Source organism: Comamonas sp. 23 (assembly GCF_049601575.1).
Lineage (GTDB): Bacteria > Pseudomonadota > Gammaproteobacteria > Burkholderiales > Burkholderiaceae_C > Comamonas > Comamonas squillarum.
In genome coordinates this window covers 1,288,430-1,314,742 of sequence record NZ_CP187127.1, presented here as the reverse complement: position 1 = coordinate 1,314,742, position 26,313 = coordinate 1,288,430, and the positions used below count along the sequence as shown (strand labels likewise).

The 26,313-nt window shown below is 63.1% G+C and carries 23 protein-coding genes; 5 read left to right on the top strand and 18 right to left on the bottom strand.

Annotated elements, in window-relative coordinates:
- Position 1: 1 nt before the first annotated feature.
- The 16 genes from ACPEE1_RS05875 to ACPEE1_RS05800 form a co-directional block, all read right to left on the bottom strand.
- A complete protein-coding gene (locus tag ACPEE1_RS05875) occupies positions 2-892 on the bottom strand; it encodes a DMT family transporter (RefSeq protein WP_182343437.1) in 891 nt (296 codons plus the stop codon).
- Positions 893-983: 91 nt separating this feature from the next.
- Positions 984-1,715 carry a GTP cyclohydrolase I gene (gene folE / locus ACPEE1_RS05870; RefSeq protein WP_116927052.1) on the bottom strand — a complete coding sequence of 244 codons (732 nt, stop codon included), beginning with the start codon at positions 1,713-1,715 and terminating at the stop codon, positions 984-986.
- Between the two features lie 456 nt (positions 1,716-2,171).
- Positions 2,172-2,927, bottom strand: a complete 756-nt coding sequence (locus ACPEE1_RS05865) for an endonuclease/exonuclease/phosphatase family protein (protein WP_116927053.1) — start codon at positions 2,925-2,927, stop codon at positions 2,172-2,174.
- Positions 2,924-3,409 (bottom strand): dihydroneopterin triphosphate diphosphatase, encoded by a 486-nt coding sequence (nudB, locus tag ACPEE1_RS05860; protein ID WP_116927054.1) that lies wholly within the window; start codon positions 3,407-3,409, stop codon positions 2,924-2,926. The genes ACPEE1_RS05865 and nudB overlap by 4 nt, the downstream gene beginning before the upstream one ends.
- A gap of 2 nt (positions 3,410-3,411) precedes the next feature.
- Entirely contained in the window at positions 3,412-4,245 is an 834-nt protein-coding gene (locus ACPEE1_RS05855; protein WP_116927107.1) for a CsgG/HfaB family protein, read from the bottom strand.
- 140 nt (positions 4,246-4,385) lie between these two features.
- The gene (gene aspS, locus ACPEE1_RS05850; protein ID WP_116927055.1) at positions 4,386-6,194 is read right to left on the bottom strand and encodes an aspartate--tRNA ligase; all 1,809 of its coding nucleotides are present in this window, start codon (positions 6,192-6,194) and stop codon (positions 4,386-4,388) included.
- A gap of 41 nt (positions 6,195-6,235) precedes the next feature.
- Positions 6,236-6,874 (bottom strand): DUF502 domain-containing protein, encoded by a 639-nt coding sequence (locus ACPEE1_RS05845; protein ID WP_116927056.1) that lies wholly within the window; start codon positions 6,872-6,874, stop codon positions 6,236-6,238.
- 13 nt (positions 6,875-6,887) lie between these two features.
- Positions 6,888-7,190, bottom strand: a complete 303-nt coding sequence (locus tag ACPEE1_RS05840; protein WP_182343439.1) for an FmdB family zinc ribbon protein — start codon at positions 7,188-7,190, stop codon at positions 6,888-6,890.
- 103 nt (positions 7,191-7,293) lie between these two features.
- Positions 7,294-8,775 (bottom strand): sodium:solute symporter family protein, encoded by a 1,482-nt coding sequence (locus ACPEE1_RS05835; RefSeq protein WP_116927058.1) that lies wholly within the window; start codon positions 8,773-8,775, stop codon positions 7,294-7,296.
- A gap of 34 nt (positions 8,776-8,809) precedes the next feature.
- The gene (gene ubiB / locus ACPEE1_RS05830; RefSeq protein WP_116927059.1) at positions 8,810-10,381 is read right to left on the bottom strand and encodes a ubiquinone biosynthesis regulatory protein kinase UbiB; all 1,572 of its coding nucleotides are present in this window, start codon (positions 10,379-10,381) and stop codon (positions 8,810-8,812) included.
- Positions 10,378-11,016 (bottom strand): hypothetical protein, encoded by a 639-nt coding sequence (locus tag ACPEE1_RS05825; RefSeq protein ID WP_232539429.1) that lies wholly within the window; start codon positions 11,014-11,016, stop codon positions 10,378-10,380. The genes ubiB and ACPEE1_RS05825 overlap by 4 nt, the downstream gene beginning before the upstream one ends.
- Positions 11,017-11,091: 75 nt before the next feature.
- A complete protein-coding gene (locus ACPEE1_RS05820) occupies positions 11,092-12,081 on the bottom strand; it encodes a Tim44 domain-containing protein (protein WP_116927060.1) in 990 nt (329 codons plus the stop codon).
- A gap of 147 nt (positions 12,082-12,228) precedes the next feature.
- Positions 12,229-12,960 carry a bifunctional demethylmenaquinone methyltransferase/2-methoxy-6-polyprenyl-1,4-benzoquinol methylase UbiE gene (ubiE, locus tag ACPEE1_RS05815; protein ID WP_116927061.1) on the bottom strand — a complete coding sequence of 244 codons (732 nt, stop codon included), beginning with the start codon at positions 12,958-12,960 and terminating at the stop codon, positions 12,229-12,231.
- A gap of 190 nt (positions 12,961-13,150) precedes the next feature.
- On the bottom strand, positions 13,151-13,567 hold the full coding sequence (locus tag ACPEE1_RS05810; protein ID WP_116927062.1) for a gamma-butyrobetaine hydroxylase-like domain-containing protein: 417 nt from the start codon (positions 13,565-13,567) through the stop codon (positions 13,151-13,153).
- Between the two features lie 103 nt (positions 13,568-13,670).
- A complete protein-coding gene (locus tag ACPEE1_RS05805; protein WP_116927063.1) occupies positions 13,671-14,144 on the bottom strand; it encodes an HIT family protein in 474 nt (157 codons plus the stop codon).
- Positions 14,141-18,052 (bottom strand): DUF3683 domain-containing protein, encoded by a 3,912-nt coding sequence (locus ACPEE1_RS05800; RefSeq protein ID WP_423935519.1) that lies wholly within the window; start codon positions 18,050-18,052, stop codon positions 14,141-14,143. The genes ACPEE1_RS05805 and ACPEE1_RS05800 overlap by 4 nt, the downstream gene beginning before the upstream one ends.
- Positions 18,053-18,555: 503 nt before the next feature.
- On the opposite strand from ACPEE1_RS05800, the gene ugpB reads away from it, so the two are divergent.
- From ugpB to ugpQ, 5 genes are all read left to right on the top strand, one after another.
- Complete coding sequence (gene ugpB / locus ACPEE1_RS05795) at positions 18,556-19,872, top strand: sn-glycerol-3-phosphate ABC transporter substrate-binding protein UgpB (RefSeq protein WP_116927065.1); 1,317 nt, start codon at positions 18,556-18,558, stop codon at positions 19,870-19,872.
- Between the two features lie 110 nt (positions 19,873-19,982).
- Positions 19,983-20,864 (top strand): sn-glycerol-3-phosphate ABC transporter permease UgpA, encoded by an 882-nt coding sequence (gene ugpA / locus ACPEE1_RS05790; RefSeq protein WP_116927108.1) that lies wholly within the window; start codon positions 19,983-19,985, stop codon positions 20,862-20,864.
- A 2-nt stretch (positions 20,865-20,866) separates the two neighbouring features.
- Positions 20,867-21,715 (top strand): sn-glycerol-3-phosphate ABC transporter permease UgpE, encoded by an 849-nt coding sequence (gene ugpE / locus ACPEE1_RS05785; RefSeq protein ID WP_116927066.1) that lies wholly within the window; start codon positions 20,867-20,869, stop codon positions 21,713-21,715.
- A 54-nt stretch (positions 21,716-21,769) separates the two neighbouring features.
- Positions 21,770-22,777, top strand: coding sequence for a sn-glycerol-3-phosphate import ATP-binding protein UgpC (locus ACPEE1_RS05780; protein ID WP_116927067.1), 1,008 nt, complete (start codon positions 21,770-21,772; stop codon positions 22,775-22,777).
- A gap of 115 nt (positions 22,778-22,892) precedes the next feature.
- Complete coding sequence (gene ugpQ / locus ACPEE1_RS05775; protein ID WP_182343445.1) at positions 22,893-23,666, top strand: glycerophosphodiester phosphodiesterase; 774 nt, start codon at positions 22,893-22,895, stop codon at positions 23,664-23,666.
- 84 nt (positions 23,667-23,750) lie between these two features.
- On the opposite strand, the gene ACPEE1_RS05770 is transcribed toward ugpQ, so the two are convergent.
- Both ACPEE1_RS05770 and ACPEE1_RS05765 read right to left on the bottom strand, forming a co-directional pair.
- Positions 23,751-24,725: a Bug family tripartite tricarboxylate transporter substrate binding protein gene (locus ACPEE1_RS05770; RefSeq protein WP_182343447.1), complete on the bottom strand. Its 975-nt coding sequence runs from the start codon at positions 24,723-24,725 to the stop codon at positions 23,751-23,753.
- 137 nt (positions 24,726-24,862) lie between these two features.
- Complete coding sequence (locus ACPEE1_RS05765) at positions 24,863-26,239, bottom strand: hypothetical protein (protein WP_423935515.1); 1,377 nt, start codon at positions 26,237-26,239, stop codon at positions 24,863-24,865.
- Between the last annotated feature and the right edge of the window lie 74 nt (positions 26,240-26,313).

Genomic DNA, 26,313 nt, shown 5'->3' with positions numbered 1-26,313 from the left:
CTCAGCCCAGTCCCAGCGCGACCACGCCCACGCCAATCAGCAGCGCGCCAGCAATGCGCAGCAGGCGGTCACCCTCGCCCAGCAGCTTGCCGCCAATCAGCGCGGCAAACAGCATCGAGACCTCACGCGCAGGCGCCACATGCGAGATCGGCGCAGTCTGCACTGCATACAGCACCAGCACATAGGCCATGGGGCTGAAGATGGCGACAACCAGCGCAAAGCGCCATTGCTGCAACCACAGGCGCCGGGTCTCAGCCCAGTTCATCATGCCCAGCGGCGCGAGCATCACCACGCGCACCAGGTTGCCCATATAGTCGAGCAGGATGGGCGAGAGCAGCATCACCTTGACGGCATAGCTGTCCACCACCGTATAGGCGGCAATGAACAGGCCCGTGAGCAGCCCGTAGTACAGGCCCTTGATGGTGCGATCGCGGGCCTCGCCGGGACCGGGCCGGGTGGCGGCGCGCAGCATGGCCGGGCCGCCGGCAATCAGGAATACGCCCGCAACCACCGCGGCAATGCCTACCGCGCCCAGGCTGGACAGGTGCTCGCCCAGAAACAGCACCGCCACCATCGACGAGATCAGCGGCCCGCTGCCGCGCGCCAGCGGGTAGACCACGGTGAGATCGGCCACGCGGTAGCCGCGCAGCAAGGTGACGAAGTAAAAGATATGCAGCAAGGCGCTGGCCGAGACAAAGGCCCATTCGGTCATGCCCCACTGGGGCACCACATCCTTGCCCACCCACCAGCCCACCGGCAGCCACACCAGCGCATTGAGCACCGAGGTAAACAGCGAAAAGCGAGCATCGCCCCCGGCTTTCTTGGCGACGATGTTCCAAAAAGCGTGGATGATGCCGGCCGCGATGATGAGCGTGAAAGCGTGGAGCGTCATGGCTGGGGAGGCGGTGGAAGCGAGGCGAAAGATGCGAGACGGAAAAAAATAACCCGGGTCGGGCCCGGGTGTCACACCGTCAGGGTGCGGATCAGTTGCCTGCGCGCTGCGGAATCAGCGACAAAAACTCGCGCCGCAGATTCGGGTTTGTGAGGAACTCGCCCCGCATGACCGAGTTGAGCATCTTGGAGTCCATCTCGCGCACACCGCGCCAGGACATGCAAAAGTGCGAGGCCTCCAGCACCACGGCCAGGCCGTCGGGCTGGGTCTTCTTCATGATCAGATCGGCCAGCTGCACGATGGCCTCTTCCTGGATCTGGGGGCGGCCCAGCACCCAGTCAACCAGGCGCGCGTATTTGGACAGGCCGATCACATTGGTGTTCTTGTTGGGCAGCACGCCGATCCAGACCTTGCCGATGACCGGGCAGAGGTGGTGGCTGCAGGCACTGCGCACGGTGATCGGACCGACGATCATCAGCTCGTTCAGGTGCTCGGCATTGGGGAAGGCCGTGACCACGGGCTGGGGCACATAGCGGCCCTTGAACACCTCGGTCAGATACATCTTGGCAACACGGCGCGCGGTGTTGCGGGTGTTGTGGTCGTCCTTGGTGTCGATGACCATGCTGTCGAGCACGCCCTGCATCTTGTGCTCGACTTCGTCGAGCAGCAGCTCGAGCTCACCGGGCTCGATGAACTCGGAGATGTTGTCATTGGCATGGAAGCGCTGCTGGGCTGCCACTATCCGCTCACGGATCTTGACGGACACCGGCGTGCCTTCGTCGCTGGCGGGTGCTTTATTCGGATCGGATAGTTCTGTAAACATAGCGGGGATGGTAGCAGCGATTGCAGACCCGCAAGCATACGGTGTTTCTCCCCCTTAGAACCTGTTCAGAGTCTCTACGCAGCCGCGTTGGAGTGCAATCGGGATGAGTTCGAAGGGATGGAACGCAGCTTGCACCGGGGTGCAAGCAAGGGCCAGCGCGCAGAAATCGCCCGATTTCACTTCAACCCGTAGGGACAGTGGCTTTGCGCTGCCCGGGAAGGGGCGCCCGGCTAGGGCCGCCCGGGCAGGGGCGGACTGCGTCGTTGCAAATCCTCGCAATAGCACAGCTATTACTGCGGTGTTGCGCGGCTGGGCGCCCCCTCGCATCCCATCCCGCAAAGACACTGTCGCGGCGCGAGGAGACTTTGAACAGGTTCTTAGGCCAGCGCAAGAAAAGGCGAAAAGCTATGGATTCGATAGCATCCAGCGCCCCAAAGCCGAAAAGCGCTTGCGGCCTCAGTCGCGCAGCCTGAACTCGGCAATCAACGGCAAATGGTCGGACATGCGCCACCAGATGCGACCCCGGGGCACAAACAGGCCGCAGGGGGTCAAACCCCGGGCATAGACATGGTCCAGCTGCACAACGGGCAGACGCGAGGGGTAGGTCATCAACGGCTGCTCGTCGTACTCGAACAAGCCAAAGCCGGCCAGCATGCGCTTGACCTGAAAGCCCCAGTCATTGAAGTCGCCCGCGACAATCACCGGCTCGTCATCGGGCACATGGGCCTTGATGAATTCATGGATCAACGCGGTCTGGCGCAGGCGGCTGCCATGCACCAGGCCCAGATGCACAACGATGGTGTGGATGCGCTGGCCGGCAATCTCCATAGCCACATGCAACAGGCCGCGCTGCTCGAAGCGGTGGTCGGAGATGTCGCGGTGGTTGGATTCCAGAATCGGCCAGCGGGTGAGCAAGGCATTGCCGTGTTCGCCCCAACGCGTCGTGGCATTGGTGCGGTAGGCGGCGGTGTAACCCAGCGGGGTCAGAAAATCTGCCTGGTTCTGCTCGGGCCAGTTGTTGAAGAAGCTCTCTTCCTTGCGGTTGTCCTTGCGCACTTCCTGCAGGCAGATGATGTCGGCATCCATCTGCTCGACCGCCAGCCCCAGGTTATGGATCTCCAACCTGCGCACGGGTCCCAGGCCCTGCACCCCTTTGTGGATGTTGTAGGTGGCCACCCGCAGTATCGGTAAATCGTCGTGAGTATCGGTCATGCAGCTATGAACCTCGGCAGCCACAGAATGGCTTCGCTGTTCGATATGGAATAGCAGCGCTGTGCTGCTTCATGCCAATGATGCCACGCATGGGCGGTGTGCTCCCTCGGGCTGAGCACGATCTTGGTGTAGGACGGCACCTGCAGGCTAAAGACATGCTCGGTGTTCATGCAGACATCGGGCGCATAGCGGTGGCGCCAGGCCGGGTAGATCGGGTAGGTGTTCTCCAGGCCCCAGTCGCGCAGTACGCAGCCGTGCTGCTCGGCATCGATGCCGGTCTCTTCAAAAACCTCGCGTACCGCCGTCTCCTGCCAGGTTTCGCGATCGCTGTCCTGGCTGCCGGTCACGGGCTGCCAGTAGTCCTGGCCCTCCATCTGGCTGGCGCGGCGCAGCAGCAGCACCTGCAGATCGGCGGTGTGGATGATGACCAGCACCGAGCGGGGCAGTTTGTAGGGCAGGCTTTCGCTCCTGGTGTCTTGCATCGTCAACGCCGGGCCTCCGGCTTGCGGGTGGCCACGGCCGGTGGCAAGGCTTTGGCCTGCAACAGGCGCACCTGCTGCACCATCAGGTTGTGGGCGTTCAGAAAGGCGGCGGCAATCACCTTGCCCTCATTGGTATTGCTCCAGCCCATGCCGGCGCCGCCCCCCAGGCGGCCCAGCAGCACACCGCCCACGCCCAGGTCGGTCGCGCGGGCCGAGCCGGTGGCCGCGGCAACCTGCTCGGTGGTTTCGTTGTCGGTCAGGAACAGGGCCGTTTGCGCCTCCTTGAACTTGACCTGCTCAGCCACACCGGCCAGGCCCGCGATATCGCGCAGCACCGGGATCATCGCGATGATGCCCGCCAGGCCCCGGCCGGCATCCTGCTCGCTGAAGGTGAGGTTGGGCACCATCGTGTACTGGGCCTCATAGCCCTTGCGCTTTTGCACCGTGCCATTGGGGCGCAGCACGCCGGCATCCTGCAGCTCGCCCTCGCGGATCGTGCCCTGCAGGCCACCGGCCCGGTCCACCACGCGAAAGCAGCCGCTTTGCTGCATCAGCAAGCGCACCAGCGGCACGGGGGTGGGCGGAAGGTTCACACTGCTGGGCATCACATAGCCGCGCGGGTTCTCCAGCAAGGCCACCGTGGCGATCGGCTCGTCGCAGCGCTCCAGGCTGGCATGCGCGCCCTGGCCGCCTGCCGGCCCGGCCGAGCCAGAGACTTCGGAGCCACCCTGGCCCAGCTCGGTCTTTTTCTCACCGCAGCCGGCCAAGGCCAGCGCGATGGCGGCCAAGGCCATACCGTGCACCCAGCGCCCGGTTCGGTTGGAAGTCGCAGTCATCGCTTGCATGGGCACCCTTTGCAATCTGTCAGTCACGCCGAGCATAGCGCCCCACAATGACAAAAAAAGGCCAAAGCCCGGGGGCTTTGGCCTTGTGGCGGCGCGGTGCATCAGGCAGGCCCATGCAGCGCGCGGTCCGCTTACTGCGCGCCGGCAGGGTTGCGCAGCTTGATGTGCAACTCGCGCAGCTGCTTTTCGTCCACTGGCGATGGGGCCTGGGTCAGCAGGTCCTGGGCGCGCTGGGTCTTGGGGAAGGCGATCACGTCACGGATTGACTCGGAGCCGGTCATCAAGGTAATCAGACGGTCCAGACCAAAGGCCAGGCCACCGTGGGGAGGCGCGCCGTACTGCAGCGCATCCAGCAGGTAGCCGAACTTGGCACGTGCATCTTCGGCGCTGATCTTGAGCGCGGTGAACACCTTGGACTGCACATCGGCGCGGTGGATACGCACCGAGCCACCGCCCAGTTCCCAACCGTTGAGCACCATGTCGTAGGCCTTGGCAATGCACTTGCCAGGATCGGTGTCCATCAGGTCCTCATGGCCGTCCTTGGGCGAGGTGAAGGGGTGGTGCACGGCCGCCCACCGGTCGTTTTCCTCGTCGTGTTCGAACATCGGGAAGTCCACCACCCACAGCGGTGCCCAACGGTCTTCAAACAGGCCGGTGCTCTTGCCAAAGGCGCTGTGGCCGATCTTGATGCGCAGCGCGCCGATGGCGTCGTTGACGATCTTTTCTTTGTCGGCGCCAAAGAAGATCAGGTCGCCGTCTTGCGCTTCGGTGCGCTTGAGGATCTCGGCAATCGCGGCGTCATGGATGTTCTTGACGATGGGCGACTGCAGGCCGTCACGGCCCTTGGCCAGCTCGTTGACCTTGATGTAGGCCAGGCCCTTGGCGCCATAGATCTTGACGAAGTCGGTGTAGGCATCGATGTCGCCACGCGACAGACCGCCCTGCTCGCGCGCACCACCTGGCACACGCAGGCCCACCACGCGGCCGCCCTTCATGTTGGCGGCGCCCGAGAAGACCTTGAAGTCCACGTCCTTCATCACGTCGGTCAGCTCGGTGAACTCGAGCTTGACGCGCAGGTCAGGCTTGTCCGAGCCAAAGCGGAAGGCCGCATCCTGGTAGGTCATGATCGGGAACTCGCCCAGGTCCACATTCAGCTGGGTCTGGAACACTTCCTTGATCATGCGCTGGAAGATGGCGCGGATCTCTTCCTCGTTCAGGAACGAGGTTTCGCAGTCGATCTGCGTGAACTCGGGCTGGCGGTCAGCACGCAGGTCTTCGTCGCGGAAGCACTTGGTGATCTGGTAGTAGCGATCGTAGCCGGCCACCATCAGCATCTGCTTGTACAGCTGGGGCGACTGGGGCAGCGCGAAAAATTCGCCATCGTGCACGCGGCTGGGCACCAGGTAGTCACGCGCGCCTTCGGGCGTGCTCTTGCCCAGCATCGGCGTTTCGATGTCGATGAAGCCTTCCTTGTCCAGGAAGTTGCGCACCTGGATCGCCGTCTTGTAGCGCAGCATCATGTTGCGCTGCATCGTGGGGCGGCGCAGGTCCAGCACGCGGTTGGTCAGGCGCACGGTCTCCGACAGGTTCTCGTCGTCGATCTGGAATGGAGGCGTCACCGAGGCGTTGAGCACGGTCAGCTCGTGGCACAGCACTTCGATCTTGCCGCTCTTGATCGAGTCATTGGTGGTGCCTTCAGGACGGGCACGCACCAGGCCCTTGACCTGCACGCAGAACTCATTGCGCACGTCTTCGGCCACCTTGAACATCTCGGCGCGGTCAGGATCGCAGACCACCTGCACATAGCCTTCGCGGTCACGCAGGTCGATGAAAATCACACCACCGTGGTCACGGCGGCGATTGACCCAGCCGCACAGGCTCACGGTTTCGCCCATTTGGGCTTCGGTCACTTGACCGCAGTATTGGGAACGCATTGCCATAGCCAATCTTCCTGCACCGATGAAGGTGCCTTAGTTCTCAGTTATTTAGACCCCGTGGGGACATCGGGCGCAGCCACGACCCCCATCGAGACGATGTATTTAAGCGCAGCATCCACGCTCATGTTCAATTCAATGCAGTCGCTCTTGCGCACCATCACCAGGTAGCCGCCCGTCGGATTGGGCGTGGTGGGCACGTAGACGCTGACAAAAGCGGTATCGGCGCTGTCCGGCCCCTGGTGCAGGTGCTGGTCCAGCTCACCGCTGGGCGCGCCCGTCACAAAGCCAATGGTCCACATGCCCGGATGGGGCCACTGCACCATGACCGCAGTGCGAAAGGCATTGCCGCTCTCGGAAAACAAGGTGTCGGAGACCTGTTTGACGCTCGAGTAGATCGAGCGCACCACCGGAATCCGGCTGACCAGCGCATCGCCCCAGGCCACCAGCTTGCGGCCGACAAAATTGCTGGCAATGCCGCCGACGATCAGCAAGATCGCCAAGGTCAGCACCACGCCGAAACCGGGGATATGGTAGCCCAGGACCTCGTCGGGCTGCCAGTGCTGCGGCAGGATCAGCAAGGTCTGGTCGAGCGTGCCGATGATCCAGTTGAGCACCCAGACCGTGATGACGCCCGGCACGATGACCAGCAGCCCAGTCAGCAACCATTTACGCAGGGACGCCATCACCTCTCAGCCCTCAGACCGCCGAGCCGCCGCTCGCAGCCGGTGCAGATGCAGATGCGGGTGCGGGCGTTGCTGCCGCTGCGGGCGCAGCCGCGTCGGCCGCAGGTGCGCTGGCCGGTGCCGCAGCAGCCGACTTGCCACTGAAATCGGTGGCGTACCAACCCGTTCCCTTGAGCTGGAACCCCGGGGCCGTCAGTTGCTTGGAGAAGCTGGCTTGCTTGCACTCGGGGCAGTCCGTCAGCGGTGCATCCGATATTTTTTGCAAAACATCCTTGGCATAGCCGCAGGCACTGCACTTGTAGGCGTAAATAGGCATCGCGCGTGTAAGAAAACGGAGGAAAACCCTTGATTATAGGCGGGTTGCAAAACCGATCCGGGGCGTAGGCTTAGCACTACGCCCCGCATTCAGCGCCGTTCGCTCAGCGCCCCGCCACTGCTGCGCCGCTGGCGGCGGGGGCGGTATCGGCCACAAAGGCCTGCACGTCCGTCTTCTGGTTGCGGATGGCTTGCGGCGCCAGCGAGCCGACAATCATGCCCGTAAAGGCGGCCAGCACACCCGCGAGTTGGGCCGGGAAGGCCGCGCCCCAGGCCATGTTCAAACCGGCCAGCCAGATGCCGATGCCCAGGAACACCGCCAGCAGCGCCCCCTGGGTGGTCGCGCGCTTCCAGTACAGGCCCATCACCAGGGGCACAAAGGCGCCGACCAGCGGCACCTGGTAGGCGCCCGAGACCAGTTCATAGATGGGGGTGCCCTGCATGCGGATGGAGTAGGCCAGCACGCAGGCGCTGAACACGAGCACGCTGATGCGCATGGTCTTGAGGTTCTCGCGGTCGCTCACCCTGGGGCGGAACTGGCGCCAGATGTTCTCGGTAAAGGTCACGCTCGGGGCGAGCAAGGTGGCCGATGCGCAGGACTTGATGGCAGACAGCAACGCGCCAAAGAACAGCACCTGCATCACAAAAGGCATCTTCTCCATCACCAGGGTGGGCAGCACTTTTTGCGGATCGTCCTTGAGCAAGGCCGAGGTGGCCTCGGGCATGATGATCAGCGCGCTGGCCACCAGGAACATCGGCACAAAGGCGAACAGGATGTAAGCGGAGCCACCGATGATGGTGCCGCGCACGGCCGACTTTTCGGTGTTGGCCGACATCACGCGCTGGAACACGTCCTGCTGCGGGATCGAGCCCAGCATCATCGTGATGGCAGCGGCAAAGAAGAACACGATGTCATGCCAGGTGGGCTCGGGCCAGAACTGGAACAGATCGCGGCTGGTGGCCAGGTCGATCACCTTTCCGGCGCCGCCGGCCATGTCCGAGGCGAAGAAGGCCAGCACCATGAGGCCCACCACCAGGATGATCATCTGCACAAAATCGGTGACCGCCACCGACCACATGCCGCCAAACAAGGTATAGGCCAGGATGGACACCACACCGATCACCATGCCCATGGGGATGCTGACCGCGCCGCCCGAGAGCAGGTTGAACACCAGGCCCAGCGCGGTGACCTGGGCGGAGACCCAGCCCAGGTAGCTCAGCATGATGATCAGCGAGCAGATGATCTCGACCGCGCTGCCGTAGCGCTTGCGGTAGTAGTCGCTGATGGTCAGCAGGTTCATGCGGTAGAGCTTGGCCGCAAAGAACATGCCCACCAGGATCAGGCACATGCCAGCACCAAACGGGTCTTCGACCACATTGCGCAGGCCGCCTTCGATGAACTTGGCCGGCACACCCAGCACAATCTCGGAGCCAAACCAGGTCGCAAACGTGGTGGTGATGATCATGAACAGCGGCAGATGGCGGCCGGCGACGGCGAAATCTGCGGTGTTCTTGACCCGTTTGGCGGCCCACAGACCCACGCCAATGGTTACAAATAGGTAGGCGATCACCATGTAGAGCAGCACGTTGTCACTCCTGCAAAGCGTAAGGGTTAGGGGTTTAAAAAAGTCGGATGCGGATGAGCACTTGCAGCACCACCAGCCCCAGGACAAAACCAATGCCTCCACAAATGATGATCTGCAGCAGCTTGTTCGTCAATTTCTGCTGCACCAGCAGCTCCTTGAGCGTCTCGTCGTGGTGGCTGCCACCGCCATTGCGCGCCAGGTACTGGTGCACCAGGCGGGGCATGTCGGGCAGCAGCTTGGCGTAGCGCGGCGCCTGGGATTTGAGCTCGCGCCACAGGCGCTGGGGGCCCATCTGGTCGAGCATCCATTTCTCGAGAAACGGCTTGGCCGTGCTCCACAGGTCCAGATCGGGGTCGAGCTGGCGGCCCAGGCCTTCGATGTTGAGCAGCGTTTTTTGCAGCAGCACCAGCTGGGGCTGGATCTCGACCTGGAAGCGGCGCGAGGTCTGGAACAGGCGCATCAGCACCATGCCCAGCGAAATTTCCTTGAGCGGGCGGTCAAAGTACGGCTCGCAGACCGCGCGGATGGCGGCTTCGAGCTCGTCGACCCGGGTATCGGGCGGCACCCAGCCGCTTTCGATGTGCAGCTCGGCCACGCGCTTGTAGTCGCGGCGGAAAAACGCGGTGAAGTTCTGCGCCAGGTACTCTTTGTCGAATTCGGTCAAGGTGCCGACAATGCCAAAGTCCAGCGAGATATAGCGGCCAAAACTCTCGGGCTCCAGGCTGACCTGGATATTGCCGGGGTGCATGTCCGCATGGAAAAAGCCATCGCGGAACACCTGGGTGAAGAAGATGGTCACGCCATCGCGGGCGAGCTTGGGGATATCGACACCCGCAGCGCGCAGGGTATCGACCTGGTTGATGGGCACGCCATTCATGCGCTCCATCACCATCACCTCCTGGTGGCAGAAATCCCAGAACACCTCGGGGATCAGCACCAGGTCCAGGCCTTCCATGTTGCGGCGCAGCTGGGCAGCGTTCGAGGCCTCGCGCATCAGGTCCAGCTCGTCGTGCAGATAGGTGTCGAACTCGGCCACCACCTGGCGCGGCTTGAGGCGCTTGCCATCGGCAGAGAACTTCTCGACCAGCTCGGCCATCGTGCGCATCAGCGCCAGGTCGCTGTCGATCACCGGCAGCATGCCCGGGCGCAGCACCTTGACGGCGACATCGCGCAGCTCGCCCGCACGGGTGCGGATGGTGGCAAAGTGCACCTGGGCAATCGAGGCGCTGGCAATGGGCTTTTCATCAAAGCTGACAAAGACCTCGGCCAGCGGCTTGCGGAACGCCCGCTCGATGGTCTGCACCGCAATGCGCGGGTCGAACGAGGGCACGCGGTCCTGCAGCAGGGACAGCTCTTCGGCGATATCGGGGGGCAGCAGATCGCGCCGGGTCGACAGCACCTGGCCGAACTTGACAAAGATCGGGCCCAGTTGCTCGAGCGCCTCGCGCAGGCGCTGGCCGCGCGGCTCGGTCCATTTGCGGCCTATGCGCAGTACCCGGGTGATGCCTTTGAGCCAGGGGTGGTTGAAGCTGGACAGCACCATGTCGTGCAAGCCATAGCGCCAGACCACCCACAAAATGGTGAAGCCGCGAAAAAAGCGCTTCATGTCGTAGTGCGCTCGCTGGCCGGGTCGCTGTCCGCAGCGTAGCCGGGGGGCGTGGGCGGGGCAGGCGGCTGGGCCTGCGCGCCAGAGCGGCCGGCGCCAAAGCGATCCGCCGTGCGCACGCCCATGCTGACGAACTGGCGCAGCGCAGCCGCTACGCGCTGGCCCAGCTGGGCCAGCCAATGCGCGGGGGTATCGCCCACCAGGCGGGCCAGGTCTTCTTCCACATCCCAGCGCACATGGTCGACCAGCCACTGGATCTCGGCGGCAAACTGCACATCGCCATCGATGCGGATGGCGGGCTTCTCGCCCTGGATGACGCCGCGCGCCAAAGCCAGCGGCGAGTCATCGACCACCTGCACGCGCAGGTCGGGGGTTTCCTGGGCGCCTGCCAGGTCCAGCAGGCCAGCGGGCGTGATCTTGAGCGCCAGCACAATGCTGCGCCACTGCACCTGGACGACGCGCCCGCTTTGGCGCACCAGACGCTCCATGGCCGCACTTTCCTGCATCAGCACGTGATTGAGGAACAGCACCACGCGGTGCTGTACCTCCGACACCAGCCACTGCGGGGGTTGGGCCGACTCCAGAATGCGCGCAAAAATGCCGCCCGGAAAAGAAAAAGGGGACTGTGTTGCCATAGTCCCCAATTATTCCCCAAGTCCGCTGCCCGTCGTCAGGATTAACAGGCAAAGCGGTGGAGTTTTACGGTTTGCTTACTGCAAGGCTTGCAAGCCTGCTACGAGCCAACCACTGGTGCCATCCTTGGGCTTGGTCATGTTCCAGACTTCGCGGAAGGGGCTGGGGCCGGCATGGGCTTCTTCGCGGATCATGCCCGAGAACTCGACGCTGGCCATGTAGGCATTGCCGACATCCTCGATACCCAGCAGCTGGGCTTCGAGCATCACCACATCGGTCTGGTTGGGCTGCGCGCCTTCACGGTGCTGCTCGCGGTCCTGCAACTGGCCCTTGACTTCGCCGAGCATCTCGTCGGTCATCATCGAGCGCAAGGTGTTGATGTCCGAGCGGTCCCAGGCGGACTGCAGGGTCACGAAGTTGCGCTTGGCCGCTTCCAGGAAGCCATTGGCATCGAAGCCTTCAGGCACGCCCCAATTCTGCGCGCCAGCCAGGCCAGCGCCAATCATGCTGCCACCCGCAGCAGCGGCAGGCGCTGCACCCTGCTCCCAGGGGCGGGCCGAGGCGTCGTTGCCGACCTTCTCGGGGTTGTACTGGGGCGCAACAGGGGCCGAGACCGGCGCTTGCGGCGCGGCGTTGCCAGCACCCTGGAAGGCGAAAGGCGACTGCGCAGGCTGGGCCGCAGCAGCGCCCTTGCGGCGCATCACAAAGCCGACGATGGCCAGCACCGCCATGATGGCCAGGCCGATCAGCAGCATGTTGGCAAAGGCTTCACCAAAGCCCAGCGAATGGGCGAGCCAGGCCAGGCCCAGACCAGCGGCCAGACCGCCGAGCATCGCGCCCCAAGGCTTCTTGGGCGCCGCAGGGGCGGCGTTAGGGGTAGCGGGGCGCTGGGCTTGCGCAGGCGCGGTGGCATTGTTGCCAGGCGCTTGCGCAGGCGTCGCCTGCCGCTGGGTTACATTGCCGGACTGCTGGCCCATGGACTTGCCACCTCCCATGCGCTTGGCATCGGCATCGAGGTGCACAAATGCCAGCAGTACCACCAAGACCACTGACCACAGTTTTGTCATATTTGCTCCGTTTTGTTAGGGCCGGTACGCCTTTGCGCCGGCTATTACATCCACGCCCGCTTCTCAGCAACCCCGGTCTGTTGTGTTGTATTGCGCTGGGCACTGGGCAGGCGCCTGGCTTTGCGACCGGTATCGCGTCTCACTCTTTCAGCATTTGATCCCGACATGCAAGGCGGTAATCCCTGCCGTCATATTGTGGTAGTCCACATGGCCAAAGCCTGCTTTTTGCATCATGGCCTTGAGTTCTGCCTGACCAGGATGCATGCGAATCGATTCGGCCAGGTAGCGGTAGCTGTCGGCGTCCCCCGCCACCATCTTCCCTATACGTGGTAGCACCTGGAAGGAATACAAGTCATAGGCCTTCTCCAGCGGCTTGGCCACCTTGGAAAACTCCAGCACCAGCAGCTTGCCGCGCGGCTTGAGCACGCGGCACATTTCCTTGAGCGCCTGGTCCTTGTTGGTCATGTTGCGCAGGCCAAAGGCCACGCTCACCAGGTCAAAGTGCTGGTCCGGGAAAGGCAGGGCTTCGGCATCGCAGACCGTGGTGGGCAGGTTCAGGCCCTTGTCGATCAGACGGTCGCGGCCCACGCGCAGCATGGCTTCGTTGATATCGGTGTGCACCACCTGGCCGCTGTGGCCCACCTTTTTGGCAAAGGCCAGGGACAGATCACCGGTACCGCCTGCGATGTCCAGCACGCGCTGGCCTTCCTTGAGGTTGGCGACCATGACGGTGTAGTGCTTCCAGACGCGGTGCAGGCCACCGGACATCAGGTCGTTCATCACGTCATATTTGCTCGCAACCGAGTCGAACACACCGCGCACCTTGCGCGCCTTGTCCTTCTCGTCAACGGTCTCAAATCCAAAGTGGGTGGTACTCATGGTGTGAATGCTAGCAAGCTCTGTAACGTCCGACCCCCATACCCCGAATTATTCGAGGGTATGCAGTTCAATGCATAAAACATTCAGAGCCAATGATGACGAATATTCAAAGCTATCATTTTAATAGCTTTAAATACAAAATTTTTCCGAATAACAGTGCCCTTACCCGGGCCTGGTGGCCAGCGCTGGCTCAGTGCTGGTGCCCGCAGGCGCTGCCGGCCTTGCCGGGCATGGGCTGGTCGCGGTCGGCACCTGCGGCCTGCAGGCGGTCCAGGTAGGCCTGCCACAGCTCGCTTTGGCGGCTGCCCAGCTCGTAGAGGTACTGCCAGCTGTAGAGGCCGCTTTCATGGCCATCCGAGAAGATAGGCTTGATGGCGTAGTTGCCCACCGGCTCCACCGCGACGATGGACACCTCGCGCTTGCCGGTCTGCAGTACTTCCTGGCCCGGGCCGTGGCCCTGCACTTCGGCCGAGGGCGAGTACACACGCAGCAGCTCGAATGGCAGGCGAAACGCCGCGCCATCGGCGTATTGCACTTCCAGCACACGGCTTGCGCCATGCACCGTCAGTGCCGTGGGGGTGGGGGTATCGTGGTTCAAGCCAGCCATGTCAATCCTTTGCAAACCAGGCCCAGCGGCCCGATGGCCGCAGTCTTGGCGGATGCAGGGCGGGCCCTCTGCGCCAGCGCCATGCTATCAAAAACAATAGCAATTATGCCGTACGCAGGCGCTCCAGCGCCGCAAGCATACGCGCCTCCGCTGCGGGCAACTGGGCAGCCAGCGCCGCTTCCAGCCCGGCATTGCGCGGGCGCTGGGCCGAAGCCCAGACGGGTGCGGGGAAATGGCTGTCCTCCGCGAAGCGCGCAATCACATGCCAGTGCAGATGCGGCACCATATTGCCCAGGGTCGCCAGGTTGATCTTGGCCGGTGCGGGCTCCAGCGCACGCAGCGCCAGCTCGACCGCCATCACCGCGTCCATGCACCACTGGCGCTCAGACTCGGACAGATCCGAGAGTTCAGCCACATGCGCGCCCCAGACCACGCGGTAGAACGCGGGAAAACCGGCCTCGTCGGCATGGATGACGCGCAGCAGGGCGCCGCCCCAGGCGCCCTGCCAGACCAGGCGTCCACCCTCGGTCTGGCACAGCGGGCAGTCGGAGTCGGAGTTGCCGTTGGCGGCCGTCATACCAGCACCCGTTCGATGCCGCCCTGGTTGGCACGCTGCACGTACTCGGGCATCCAGTTCTCACCCAGGATCTCGCGCGCCATCTCGACCACGATGTAGTCGGCTTCGAGCAGGCCGTTTTGCAGATCGTCCTGGTAGCGGTTGAGGCCCTGCAGGCAGCTGGGGCAGCTGGTGAGGATCTTGACGTTCTCCTTGGCCTGCACCTGGCCGGACTCGCGCAACTGCGCTTCGCCCTTGCGGATTTCCTCGGTCTTGCGGAAACGGATCTGCGTCGAGATATCGGGACGCGTAACCCCCAAGGTGCCCGATTCGCCGCAGCAGCGCTCGCTCTTCAAGACGTTGTCACCCACCAGCGCCTTGACGGTCTTCATCGGGTCCTGCTGCTTCATCGGCGTGTGGCAGGGGTCGTGGTACAGGTAGGAGCTCTTGCCTTGCAGGGTCACACCCTTTTCCAGCAGGTACTCATGGATGTCGATGATGCGGCAGCCCGGGAAGATCTTGTCGAACTGGTAGCCCTGGAGCTGGTCGTAGCAGGTGCCGCAGCTCACCACCACGGTCTTGATGTCCAGGTAGTTCAAGGTGGTGGCCACGCGGTGGAAGAGCACCCGGTTGTCGGTGATCATCTTCTCGGCCTTGTCAAACTGGCCCGAGCCGCGCTGGGGATAGCCGCAGCACAGGTAGCCCGGCGGCAGCACAGTCTGCACGCCGGCATGCCAGAGCATGGCCTGCGTGGCCAGGCCCACCTGGCTGAACAGGCGCTCGGAGCCGCATCCGGGGAAGTAGAACACCGCCTCGGTCTCGGAGGTGGTGGTCTTGGGGTCCCGGATGATGGGCACGTAGTCCTTGTTCTCGATATCGAGCAGCGCACGCGCCGTCTGCTTGGGCAGGCCACCGGGCAGCTTCTTGTTGACGAAGTGGATCACCTGCTCCTTGAGCGGCGCGGCGCCCACGCTGGCGGGCGGGTGCGCGGTCTGGCGCTTGCCAAAGCCCTTGAGCACATCGACCGCCAGGCGCTGGGCCTTGAAGCCCACGCCCACCATGGTCTTGCGCAGCAGCTTGATGGTGTCCGGGTTGGTCGCGTTGAGCATGGCCATCGCCACCTTGTTGCCCGGACGGAAGCTCTTCTTGCCCATCTGGCGCAGCAGGTTGCGCATGTTCATCGTCACATCGCCAAAGTCGATCTTGACCGGGCAAGGCGTGGCGCACTTGTGGCAAACCGTGCAGTGGTCCGAGACATCCTCGAACTCCTGCCAGTGGCGAATCGACACGCCGCGGCGCGTCTGCTCTTCGTAGAGGAAGGCCTCGACCAGGAGCGAGGTCGCCAGAATCTTGTTGCGGGGCGAGTACAGCAGATTGGCGCGCGGCACATGGGTGGCGCAGACCGGCTTGCACTTGCCGCAGCGCAGGCAGTCCTTGACCGAGTCGGCAATCGCGCCGATATGGCTTTGCTGCATGATCAGCGACTCATGCCCCATCAGGCCAAACGATGGCGTATAGGCATTGGTCAGGTCGGCATACATCAGCGACTTGCGCGATTTGTCGCCCGCGTAGGTCTGCTCCAGCAGCAGACGGCGCTCTTCGGGGCGCAGCAGCTTGCCCTTGTTGAAGTGGCCGTGCGGGTCGATCTTGGCCTTGTACTCGGCAAAGGGGCGCAGCTCGTCGTCGCTCAAGAACTCCAGCTTGGTGATACCGATGCCGTGCTCTCCCGAGATCACGCCATCGAGGCTACGCGCCAGCGCCATGATGCGGGCCACGGCGGCATGCGCGGTGGTCAGCATTTCATAGTCGTCGCTGTTGACCGGCAGGTTGGTGTGCACATTGCCATCGCCCGCATGCATGTGCAGCGCGACAAACACGCGGCCCTTGAGCACGCGCTGGTGGATGGCCACCACCTCGTCCATGATCGGCTTACAGGCCGAGCCACCAAAAATCGCGGCCAGCGGCGCGCGCAGATCGCTCTTCCAGCTGGCGCGCAGGCTGTGGTCCTGCAGCTGGCGGAACTGCTCGGCCACGCCATCGAGCCAACCCTGCCAGCGGTTGCGCACCTCGGTGACCAGCACCAGCGCCTGCGCGACGCGGTCTTCGAGCAGCTCGGCGGACGGGATGTCGTTGGCGTCATCCTGCTTACCCAGCGGCAGCTTGCCCTTGGCAAAAAAGTCGTGCAGCGCGTCGCAGAGCTTGATCTTGTTGTTCAGCGACAGCTCGATGTTGATGCGCTCGATGCCATCGGTGTACTCGGCCATGCGGGGCAGCGGAATCACCACGTCTTCATTGATCTTGAAGGCATTGGTGTGGCGGCTGATGGCGGCGGTGCGCTTGCGGTCCAGCCAGAATTTCTTGCGCGCCTCGGGGCTGATGGCGATAAAGCCTTCGCCGCTGCGCGAGTTGGCGATGCGCACCACTTCGCTGGTCACGCGCGCCACTTCATCGGGGTTGTCGCCGACGATGTCGCCAAACAGCACCATCTTGGGCAGGCCGCCGTGCTTCTTGCTCTTGGTCGCATAGCCCACCGCCTTCAGGTAGCGATCGTCGAGGTGCTCGAGCCCGGCCAGCAGCACGCCGCAGCGCTTTTGCTCGCCAAACATATAGTCCTTGATCTCGACGATCGAGGGCACGGCATCCTTGGCATTGCCAAAGAACTCCAGGCAGACGGTGCGGGTGTGCGAAGGCATGCGGTGCACCACCCAGCGCGCGCTGGTAATGAGGCCGTCGCAGCCCTCTTTCTGGATGCCCGGCAGGCCCGAGAGGAACTTGTCGGTCACATCCTTGCCCAGGCCTTCCTTGCGGAACTTGTAGCCCGGTATGTCCAGGCGCTCGGTGCGCACCAGGGTCTTGCCGTCGGCCTCCAGGTATTTCAGCTCGAAGCTGGCCATCTCGGCGTCGTGGATCTTGCCCAGGTTGTGGTCCAGGCGCGTGACTTCCAGCCACTGCGCATCGGGCGTGACCATGCGCCAGCTCGCCAGGTTGTCCAGCGCCGTGCCCCAGAGCACGGCCTTCTTGCCGCCGGCATTCATCGCGATATTGCCGCCGATGCACGAGGCCTCGATCGAGGTCGGATCGACCGCAAACACAAAGCCGCCGCGCTCGGCCGCATCGGCTACGCGCTGGGTCACGACACCGGCCTGCGACCAGACGGTGGGCACCAGGTGGTCGATGCCCGGCAGCGACACCATCTCCACCTCGGACATCTTCTCGAGCTTCTCGGTATTGATGACGGCACTGCGCCAGCTCAGCGGAATCGCGCCGCCGGTGTAACCGGTGCCGCCGCCGCGCGGCACAATCGTCAGCCCCAGGCCGATACAGGCCTTGACCAGCACGGCCATTTCCTCTTCGGTATCGGGCGTCAGCACGACAAACGGGTATTCGACGCGCCAGTCGGTCGCATCGGTCACATGGCTCACGCGCGAGAGGCCGTCAAACTTGACGTTGTCCTTGGCGGTGAGCGGTTTGAAGGTGCGCTGCACCTTGCGGCGCAGCTCGGTCGCCTCCTGCAAGGTGGTGTCGAACTCGGACACCGCCACCTGCGCTGCGGCAATCAGCTGCCCCACCAGTGCATCGCGCGCCGGGTCCTCGGCGGGCGCGCGGCGCTTTTGCACTTCGGCCAGGCGGTGCTCCAGCGCTTCCACCAGCTGCTTGCGGCGGCCCGGGTTGTGCAGCAGGTCGTCTTGCAGGTAGGGGTTGCGCTGCACCACCCAGATATCCCCCATGACCTCGTAGAGCATGCGCGCCGAGCGGCCCGTCTTGCGCTCCTGGCGCAGCTGGTCGAGCAGATCCCAGGCCTGAGCGCCCAGCAGGCGAATGACGATTTCGCGGTCAGAGAACGAGGTGTAGTTGTAGGGGATCTCGCGGAGACGGGCGGGCCCGTCAACCTGTGCTTGCAAGCTTGCCAGCGCAATCGGTGCGTTCATGTGTGGGGACCTGTACGGGAGCGGGCGCTCCCTTTTATGGGTAAGCAGTGGGGCCACCGATTTTATGACACCGGGCTTGCACCCATGGCTGCCCGTTTTAAAACATGGTACGCCGCAGTCTGGCTTTGCCGCACTGCACCAGACGGTCTTGAGCCCATCCCAGTACCCGCCGGCGTCAGCGCGTACTTTTTCCTATTTTTTCTTATTTGATCGAAATTGAGCATTTCGAACCCCGCACCCGCCTCTACCACAACTGTTTGACAGTCCCATGTGACAACCCCAAAGCGCTGTCGCGTCTAAACCCCTAAGGTTACACTTTTCTCTCGAATACGAATGGCGGCTGAACTACAATCGTAACGCCTTGTATTTGTTGACGCTGTGCGGACGGGCGCTGGCTTTCCCCAGTTGCCTAAAACCAGCGGATATGCCACAACGTCACAGAACATTCACAAACGCCACATACGATTCGTTTTTGAGCGTTTTATAAACCCCTAGGAGCATTCATGCACTTCAAGCGTTTGGTCATCGCTGCCGGTATTGCAGCCACTACCAGCCTGTCCGCCCATGCCGTCACCGAGATCCAATGGTGGCACTCCATGACCGCCGTGAACAACGAATGGGTCAACGACCTGGCCAAGGAGTTCAACGACAGCCAGAAGGAATACAAGGTTGTGCCAACCTTCAAGGGTGTGTACGACGAGTCGATGACGGCAGCGATTGCAGCCTTCCGCTCGGGCAATGCGCCCCACATCCTGCAAGTGTTTGAAGTGGGCACCGCCACGATGATGGCCTCCAAGGGCGCCACCGTGCCCGTGGGTAAGGTGATGTCCGACGCCGGCGTGTCCTTCGACCCCAAGGCCTACATCCCAGCCGTGGCCGGTTACTACACCGCACCTAACGGCCAGATGCTGAGCTTCCCGTTCAACAGCTCGACGACCATCTTCTACTACAACAAGGACGCCTTCAAGAAGGCCGGTCTGGACGCGGAAAAGGCGCCCACCACCTGGCCTGAAGTGTTCGCTGCTGCCAAGAAGCTCAAGGAAAGCGGCCACAGCTGCCCGATGACGCTGGCCTGGCAAGGCTGGACCCAGCTGGAGTCCTTCTCCACCTGGCACAACGTCGAGTTCGCGACCGAACAAAACGGTTTGAGCGCCAACGGCTACAAGGCCCGCCTGAAGCTCAACTCGCCCCTGCACGTCAAGCACATCGACAACCTGGCCGCTGCGGCCAAGGCCGGTGAGTTTGTCTACAAGGGCCGTGCCTCCACCGCCCAGGCTTCGTTCACCGCGGGTGAATGCGCGATGATCCAGACCTCGTCCGGTTTCTACGGCGACGTGGCCAAGAACGCCAAGTTTGCCTATGCGCTGGCACCCCTGCCTTACTACCCTGACGTCAAGGGCGCGCCTCAGAACACCGTGATCGGTGGCGCATCGCTGTGGGTGATGGCTGGCAAGAAGTCCGAAGAATACAAGGGCGTGGCCAAGTTCTTCGAATTCCTCTCGCAAACCAAGGTGCAGGCCGCTTCGCACCAGCGCACCGGCTACCTGCCTGTGACGATGGCCGCGTATGACCTGACCGAGAAGTCCGGCTTCTACCAAAAGAACCCTGGCACCGACACCGCTGTGACCCAGATGATCCGCAAGGTGACCGACAACTCGCGTGGTATCCGCCTGGGCAACTACGTACAGATCCGCACCATCGAGGACGAAGAACTCGAACAGGTCTGGGCTGGCAAGAAGACCGGCAAGGAAGCCCTGGACTCCATCGTGTCCCGCGGCAACGAACTGCTGGCCCGCTTCGAAAAGTCGTACAAGCCTTAATCCTTTCATCACATGCGCCCACCCTGCACGCGTAGGGCGGGCGCAGTCGATGAGCCATCGCCCGGCGGCTGCCCTCAGCCCCGGCGGTTTTTTTGTTTTTGAGCTCCATCATGGAAAAACGCGTACTTTTCCGCTCTAAATGGCTGCCCTGGGTGTTGATTGCACCGCAGTTGCTGATCATTGGCATTTTCTTTTTCTGGCCCGCTGGCCAGGCTGTGCTGCAGTCCTTCCAGATGGAAGACGCCTTCGGCATGAGCACCGAATGGGTGGGGCTGGATAATTTCCGCAACCTGTTCGCCGACCCCACCTACCTGAATTCCTTCAAGCGCACCGCCATGTTCTCGGTGCTGGTCGCAGGCGCGGGCATTGCCATCTCGCTGGTGCTGGCCATCTTTGCCGACCGCATCGTGCGCTTTGCGATGGTCTACAAGACCTTGCTGATCGTGCCCTATGCCGTCGCACCTGTCATTGCCGGCGTGCTGTGGGTGTTTCTGTTCTCGCCATCCATCGGCGTGGTCACCTATTACCTGGGCAAGCTGGGCTACAACTGGAACCACATGATGAATGACAACCAGGCGATGGCGCTGATCGTCATGGCCTCGGTGTGGAAGCAGATTTCCTACAACTTCCTGTTCTTCCTCGCGGGCCTGCAGTCCATCCCCAAGGCGCTGATCGAAGCGGCATCGATCGATGGTGCCAGCCCCTGGCGCCGTTTCTGGAACATCCAGCTGCCGCTGCTCTCGCCCACCACCTTCTTCCTGCTGGTGATCAACATCGTGTACGCGTTTTTCGACACCTTCGGCATCATCGATGCGGCAACGCAAGGCGGCCCTGGCCAATCGACCTCGATCCTGGTCTACAAGGTCTACCAGGACGGCTTCAAGGCGCTGGATCTGGGCGGCTCTGCAGCGCAGTCCGTCGTGCTGATGCTGATCGTCATTGTGCTGACCGTGGTGCAGTTCCGCTATGTTGAAAAGAAAGTGCAGTACTGATCATGGTTGACCGCAATCCCTGGCTCAATTTCTTCTCGCACGCCGTGCTGGTGCTCGGCGTGGCGATTGTGGCATTCCCGCTGTACCTGGCCTTCATCGCATCGACCCACACGGCGGACGCGATCGTGCAGTCCCCCATGCCGCTGCTGCCTGGCGCCCACCTCTGGGAGAACTACCAGGCCGCGCTGTTTGGTTCGGGCAAGCTGGGCTCCAACACCAACGTCATGCACATGATGTGGGTGAGCTTCTGGGTGGCGATGATCATCACCGTCGGCAAGATCGCGATCTCGCTGCTGTCGGCCTTTGCCATCGTCTACTTCCGCTTCCCCTTCAAGATGATCTGCTTCTGGGCGATTTTCCTCACGCTGATGCTGCCCGTTGAAGTGCGGATTCTGCCCACCTACAAGGTCGTGGCGGAACTGGGCCTGCTCAACAGCTATGCCGGCCTGACCTTGCCGCTGATCGCCTCGGCCACCGCCACCTTCCTGTTCCGCCAGTTCTTCCTGACGGTACCCGATGAGCTGGTGGAAGCCGCACGCATCGATGGCGCGGGCGCGATGCGCTTTTTCAAGGACATCCTGGTGCCGCTGTCGCGCACCTCGATCGCTGCGCTGTTCGTGATCCAGTTCATCTACGGCTGGAACCAGTACCTGTGGCCCTTGCTGATGACCACCTCGGAAGACATGTACCCTGTGGTGATCGGCATCAAGCGCATGCTGGCCGGTGGCGAAGCCGCTGTGGACTGGAATATCGTGATGGCCACGGCCATCCTGGCCATGCTGCCACCGACCCTGGTGGTGATGCTGATGCAAAAGTGGTTTGTCAAAGGTCTGGTGGATACCGAAAAGTAACCCCTCGCCATCTTGTCCCTCCACCATCTTTGACCGATACAACGAAACCTTCTTATGGCTTCCATCTCTCTCAAGAATATTGTCAAACGCTACGGCACCGGCAAATCGGCCGTGCCCGTGATCCATGGCGTCAATGCCGAAATCAAGGACGGTGAATTCATCGTTCTGGTGGGCCCCTCGGGCTGCGGCAAGTCGACCCTGCTGCGCATGATTGCCGGCCTCGAAGAAATCACCGGCGGTGACCTGATGATTGGCGACAAGATCGTCAACAACCTCGAGCCCGCCAAGCGCAACATCGCCATGGTGTTCCAGAACTACGCGCTCTACCCGCACATGAGCAACTACGAGAACATGGCCTATGGCCTGAAGCTCGCCAAGGTGCCCGAGGACGAGATCAAGCGCCGCGTGGACAAGGCTGCCAAGATCCTGGAGCTGTCGCACCTGCTGGACCGCAAGCCGCGCCAGCTGTCGGGCGGCCAGCGCCAGCGCGTGGCCATGGGCCGCGCCATCGTGCGCCAGCCCCAGGTCTTCCTGTTTGACGAGCCGCTGTCCAACCTGGACGCCAAGCTGCGCGGCCAGACCCGCATCGAAATCCAGAAGCTCCACGCCGAGCTGGGCATCACCAGCCTGTTCGTGACCCACGACCAGGTCGAAGCGATGACGCTGGCCCAGCGCATGATCGTGATGAACGGTGGCAATGTCGAGCAGTTCGGCACGCCCGAAGAGGTCTACCACACCCCTGCCTCGACCTTTGTGGCCGGCTTCATCGGCTCGCCGCCGATGAACCTGCTGAAAAATTCTGCCAATGGCAAGGCCGGCCAGATCCTGGGCATCCGCCCTGAGCACATCGACCTGGTGGACTCGGGCGGCTGGGAATTCCAGGTGGAAACCGTGGAACTGCTGGGCGCCGAGCGCCTGCTGTACGGCAAAGTGGGCGGCGAGCAGGTCACCGTGCGGGTGGAAGAAGGCACGCCCTTCCCCAAGCCCGGTGAAGTGGCGCGCATCAGCGCACGCGAAGACCGCCTGCACTGGTTCAATGCGGATACCGGCAAGCGCATCTGAGCGTGGCAAGGCGATGAGCACAACGGCCACGCCTTGGCTCCCGACCTGAACGCTTGAACACCAGCGCCCAAGTGCAGCACTTGTGGCGCTTTTCTTTTTTCTCATCGAGATTGATATGACGCTTTCTAGCAACTGGCCCTATCCACGCTGGGTGGCCCACCGCGGCGCAGGCAAACTGGCGCCTGAGAACACCATGAGCGCCTTCCGCCTGGGCGCCGCGCACGGCTACCGCATGTTCGAGTGCGATGCCAAGCTCAGCCGCGACGGCGTGCTGTTTCTGATGCACGATGCGGACCTGAAACGCACCACCAATGCCCAGGGCACGGGCAGCGACCTGAGCATGGGTGAGCTCGCCCAGCTCGATGCCGGCAGCTGGCATTCGCGCAGCCATGCGGGCGAGAACCTGCCCACCCTCGAGGCGCTGGCCCGCTGGTGCCTGGCCAACCAGCTCTTTCTCAATGTCGAGATCAAGCCCACGCCCGGCCAGGAGCTGGAAACAGGCCGTGCCGCCGGTGCGCTGATGAACCGCATCTGGCCGCAAACCGTGGTGCCGCCGCTCTTTACCTCGTTCAAGGCCGATTCGCTGCGCGGCGCCCGCGAAGTGGCAGCGCATATCCCACGCGGCCTGCTGGTCGACAAGCTGGCCGATGGCAGCGGTGACGCCGAGCTGCAACTGGCGCTGGAACTGGGCTGCCAGGCGCTGGTGCTCAACCATGCGCTCTGGGATGCCGCGTTGGTGGCCAAGGTCCATGCCGCAGGCCTCTACTGCAGCAGCTACACCGTCAACGACGAATGGGCCGCGCAGCGCCTGATCGACCTGGGCACCGACGGCATCATCACCGACCGGGTGGACCTGTTCAGCCCGGCCCAGGATGGCCCACGGCTTTGAAACACTAAGTGCGCTAGATGCTATATTTTTTATAGCTATACAAAAGCCCGGTCATACCGGGCTTTTTGCGATGGGCCTGCTGTGTCAGTCCATCTTGGTGCCCGAGGCCTTGACCGCCTCGGCCCAGCGCGGCATCTCGCCAGCCAGGAACTGGCTGAACGCCTCGGCACCGAGAAAGGCGGGGTCCGCGCCCTGCTCCACCATGCGCCCGCGCACATCGGGCATCTGCATCACCTGGCCAAAGGCGGCGCTGAGCTGGTTCACCACCGCTTTGGGCGTACCTGCGGGTGCGAGAAAGCCATAGAAGCCCACGACCTCAAAACCCTTGAGCCCGCTTTCAATAGCAGTGGGCACCTCGGGCAGCGCCGGGTTGCGCTCCTTGCTGGTGACGGCCAGCGCACGCACCTTGCCCTGCTTGTGGTAGGCAGCGGCCTGCGGAATGCTCTCGGCCATGAACTGCACCTGGCCGCCCACCAGATCGGTAAAGGCCGGCGCACTGCCCTTGTAGGGGATATGCACCAGGTCCAGTCCGGTGGCGCTCTTGAACATCTCGGGCACCAGGTGGCTGATGCCGCCATTGCCGGCCGAGCCAAAGTTGACCTTGCCCGGGTGGGCCTTGGCGTAGCTGATGAACTCCTGCAGGTTCTTGGCCGGCACCTTGTTGTTGACCAGCAGGGCCAAGGGCTGCATGGCCGTGCGCGCCACCGGTGTGAAATCGCGCAAGGTGCTGTAGGGCAACTTGGGGTAGAGCGCAGGGTTGATCACCATCACACCGGTATTGGCCAGCATCAAGGTATAGCCATCGGCTGGCGCCTTCATGACATCCTGCGCCCCGACTGCGCCACCGGCACCAGGCTTGTAGTCAACGATGATGGGCTGGCCCAGCACGCCCTGGAGCTTGTCGGTCAGCAGGCGGGCATGCTGGTCCAGCGGGCCGCCAGCGGGAAAGCCGATGACCACGCGCACGGGCTTGGTCGGAAAAGGCTGCTGCGCCTGGGCCGCGGCGCTGAACGCCAGCCCCGTGATGGCTGCCAGGCAGGCGTGTGCAATGTACTTCATGGTCTGTCTCCTTGGGTTTGTTATCGGTAGAGAGGCAGGCCGTGCGAACGCAGCCTGCACAGACCCATCATGACCGGCACACCCCGCTTCTACAACCAGCGCCTGTCTCTCATTTTTTCGGATTGACGCCGCACCCGTCAGGCGGTAGTTGCAGTCGCCTCGGCAGCGCGCGCTGCCTTGCGCCGCCACCACAGCCCCAGCCAGCCCAGGCCTTGCACGGCCACGAGCAGCACCAGCATGTCCAGCGCCAGCTGCGCGGCCCACAGGTGCTTGCTCATATCGCGCACGCCTTCGCCCAGCATCACGATGATGACCTGCGAGACCACCAGGAGCGCCAGCAGCAAGCTGCCCACCGCCAGAGGCCGCAAGCGGCCGGCCTGGCGGCTGCGGCTGGCCGCAAACAGTGCCAGTGCCGCCAGCAGGAAGAGGGGCGCCAGCGGCGTGACGATGCGGTCGCGCTGCGCGCTCATGCGCAGCAGCAGGTCGGTGACTGGTTGGGCACCGCCGTCGTGGCGATGGAGGTAGAAGTTACCGGGAAACACATGGAAGTACTGCACGGTGAAATGGCTGGGCAGCGCAAAGCGGGCCAGGCGCCACAGGGTCAGCGGATAGTGCAGATAAGGCCGCAGCACATCGCCCTTGCCCAGCTTGGGCGTGACGGGGTAGCAATCGCGATCTGTGTGCTGCACCTGGGTGCCGCCGAGGCCCGAGAGTGCATTGCCCCAGGCATCGACACCGATGCAGTCCCGGCGCTCGGCCGGCACGCCCAGGCCATCGAGCTGCCCGGGTGTGAGCACCATGTACGAGCCCAGGTAGACGCCATGGTAGGCATTGAGGCTCGCATTCTTGCCGATCAGCAAGGGCACCAGGCACAGCACCTGTACCGCCAGCAGCAGCTTGAGCAGCCCCTTGTCGGGCAGCATGCGCTGCCAGCGGGCGCCCGCCCAGACGCACAACAGCGCCAGCAGCGGCACATAGAAATACTGCACCTTGGCCAGGCCGCACACCAGCGCCCCCAGGCCCAGTCCGACCATCCGCACAGCCCGGCGCGAGGCCAGCAGGCCCAGCAGCAGCAGCGGCAGCGCGATCAGACAGGCGTATTCGGCATAAAAGGATTGGGCCATGCCGATGTTGTGTGCCATGAAGAACACGGCCAGCCAGGCCAGCGCCATGGCCGACCAGCCCAGCGCGCCACGCTGCAGCGCCGCCGCGCATTGCCAGGCCAGCACAGCGGCACAGGCAAGCAGCAGCAGCTTGGCCGCCAGCGCCGTGCGCGCGAGGTCAAACATATTCCCGGGCATAAAGCGCTGCACCCAGCCGGCAAAAGTGAACATGTGCGAGGCCAGCTCCGGATTGCCCGGTGTGCGAAAGGGCCGATCGGGCAGCGCCCAGTGGATGCCATCACCCATGGGCGTCAGGTAGAGGTGACCCACCACGCGCTGGAAATCATTGGTATCGGCAAATAGCAAGGCCTGCGAGCCCCAGACCAGCACCGCAGCTGCCGCGCCCACCACGAGGCAGCAGATACAGAAAAGCCACCGGGAGCGGTGGCCAGACAAAGGCGTTGTGGTGGTCATCCCACAATTAT

Coding starts and splice junctions, on each gene's coding strand:
- ACPEE1_RS05875 (WP_182343437.1), bottom strand. CDS start 892: ATGACGCTCCACGCTTTCACGCTCATCATCGCGGCCGGCATCATCCAC.
- folE (WP_116927052.1), bottom strand. CDS start 1,715: ATGTTTACAGAACTATCCGATCCGAATAAAGCACCCGCCAGCGACGAA.
- ACPEE1_RS05865 (WP_116927053.1), bottom strand. CDS start 2,927: ATGACCGATACTCACGACGATTTACCGATACTGCGGGTGGCCACCTAC.
- nudB (WP_116927054.1), bottom strand. CDS start 3,409: ATGCAAGACACCAGGAGCGAAAGCCTGCCCTACAAACTGCCCCGCTCG.
- ACPEE1_RS05855 (WP_116927107.1), bottom strand. CDS start 4,245: ATGACTGCGACTTCCAACCGAACCGGGCGCTGGGTGCACGGTATGGCC.
- aspS (WP_116927055.1), bottom strand. CDS start 6,194: ATGGCAATGCGTTCCCAATACTGCGGTCAAGTGACCGAAGCCCAAATG.
- ACPEE1_RS05845 (WP_116927056.1), bottom strand. CDS start 6,874: ATGGCGTCCCTGCGTAAATGGTTGCTGACTGGGCTGCTGGTCATCGTG.
- ACPEE1_RS05840 (WP_182343439.1), bottom strand. CDS start 7,190: ATGCCTATTTACGCCTACAAGTGCAGTGCCTGCGGCTATGCCAAGGAT.
- ubiB (WP_116927059.1), bottom strand. CDS start 10,381: ATGAAGCGCTTTTTTCGCGGCTTCACCATTTTGTGGGTGGTCTGGCGC.
- ACPEE1_RS05825 (WP_232539429.1), bottom strand. CDS start 11,016: ATGGCAACACAGTCCCCTTTTTCTTTTCCGGGCGGCATTTTTGCGCGC.
- ACPEE1_RS05820 (WP_116927060.1), bottom strand. CDS start 12,081: ATGACAAAACTGTGGTCAGTGGTCTTGGTGGTACTGCTGGCATTTGTG.
- ubiE (WP_116927061.1), bottom strand. CDS start 12,960: ATGAGTACCACCCACTTTGGATTTGAGACCGTTGACGAGAAGGACAAG.
- ACPEE1_RS05810 (WP_116927062.1), bottom strand. CDS start 13,567: ATGGCTGGCTTGAACCACGATACCCCCACCCCCACGGCACTGACGGTG.
- ACPEE1_RS05805 (WP_116927063.1), bottom strand. CDS start 14,144: ATGACGGCCGCCAACGGCAACTCCGACTCCGACTGCCCGCTGTGCCAG.
- ACPEE1_RS05800 (WP_423935519.1), bottom strand. CDS start 18,052: ATGAACGCACCGATTGCGCTGGCAAGCTTGCAAGCACAGGTTGACGGG.
- ugpB (WP_116927065.1), top strand. CDS start 18,556: ATGCACTTCAAGCGTTTGGTCATCGCTGCCGGTATTGCAGCCACTACC.
- ugpA (WP_116927108.1), top strand. CDS start 19,983: ATGGAAAAACGCGTACTTTTCCGCTCTAAATGGCTGCCCTGGGTGTTG.
- ugpE (WP_116927066.1), top strand. CDS start 20,867: ATGGTTGACCGCAATCCCTGGCTCAATTTCTTCTCGCACGCCGTGCTG.
- ACPEE1_RS05780 (WP_116927067.1), top strand. CDS start 21,770: ATGGCTTCCATCTCTCTCAAGAATATTGTCAAACGCTACGGCACCGGC.
- ugpQ (WP_182343445.1), top strand. CDS start 22,893: ATGACGCTTTCTAGCAACTGGCCCTATCCACGCTGGGTGGCCCACCGC.
- ACPEE1_RS05770 (WP_182343447.1), bottom strand. CDS start 24,725: ATGAAGTACATTGCACACGCCTGCCTGGCAGCCATCACGGGGCTGGCG.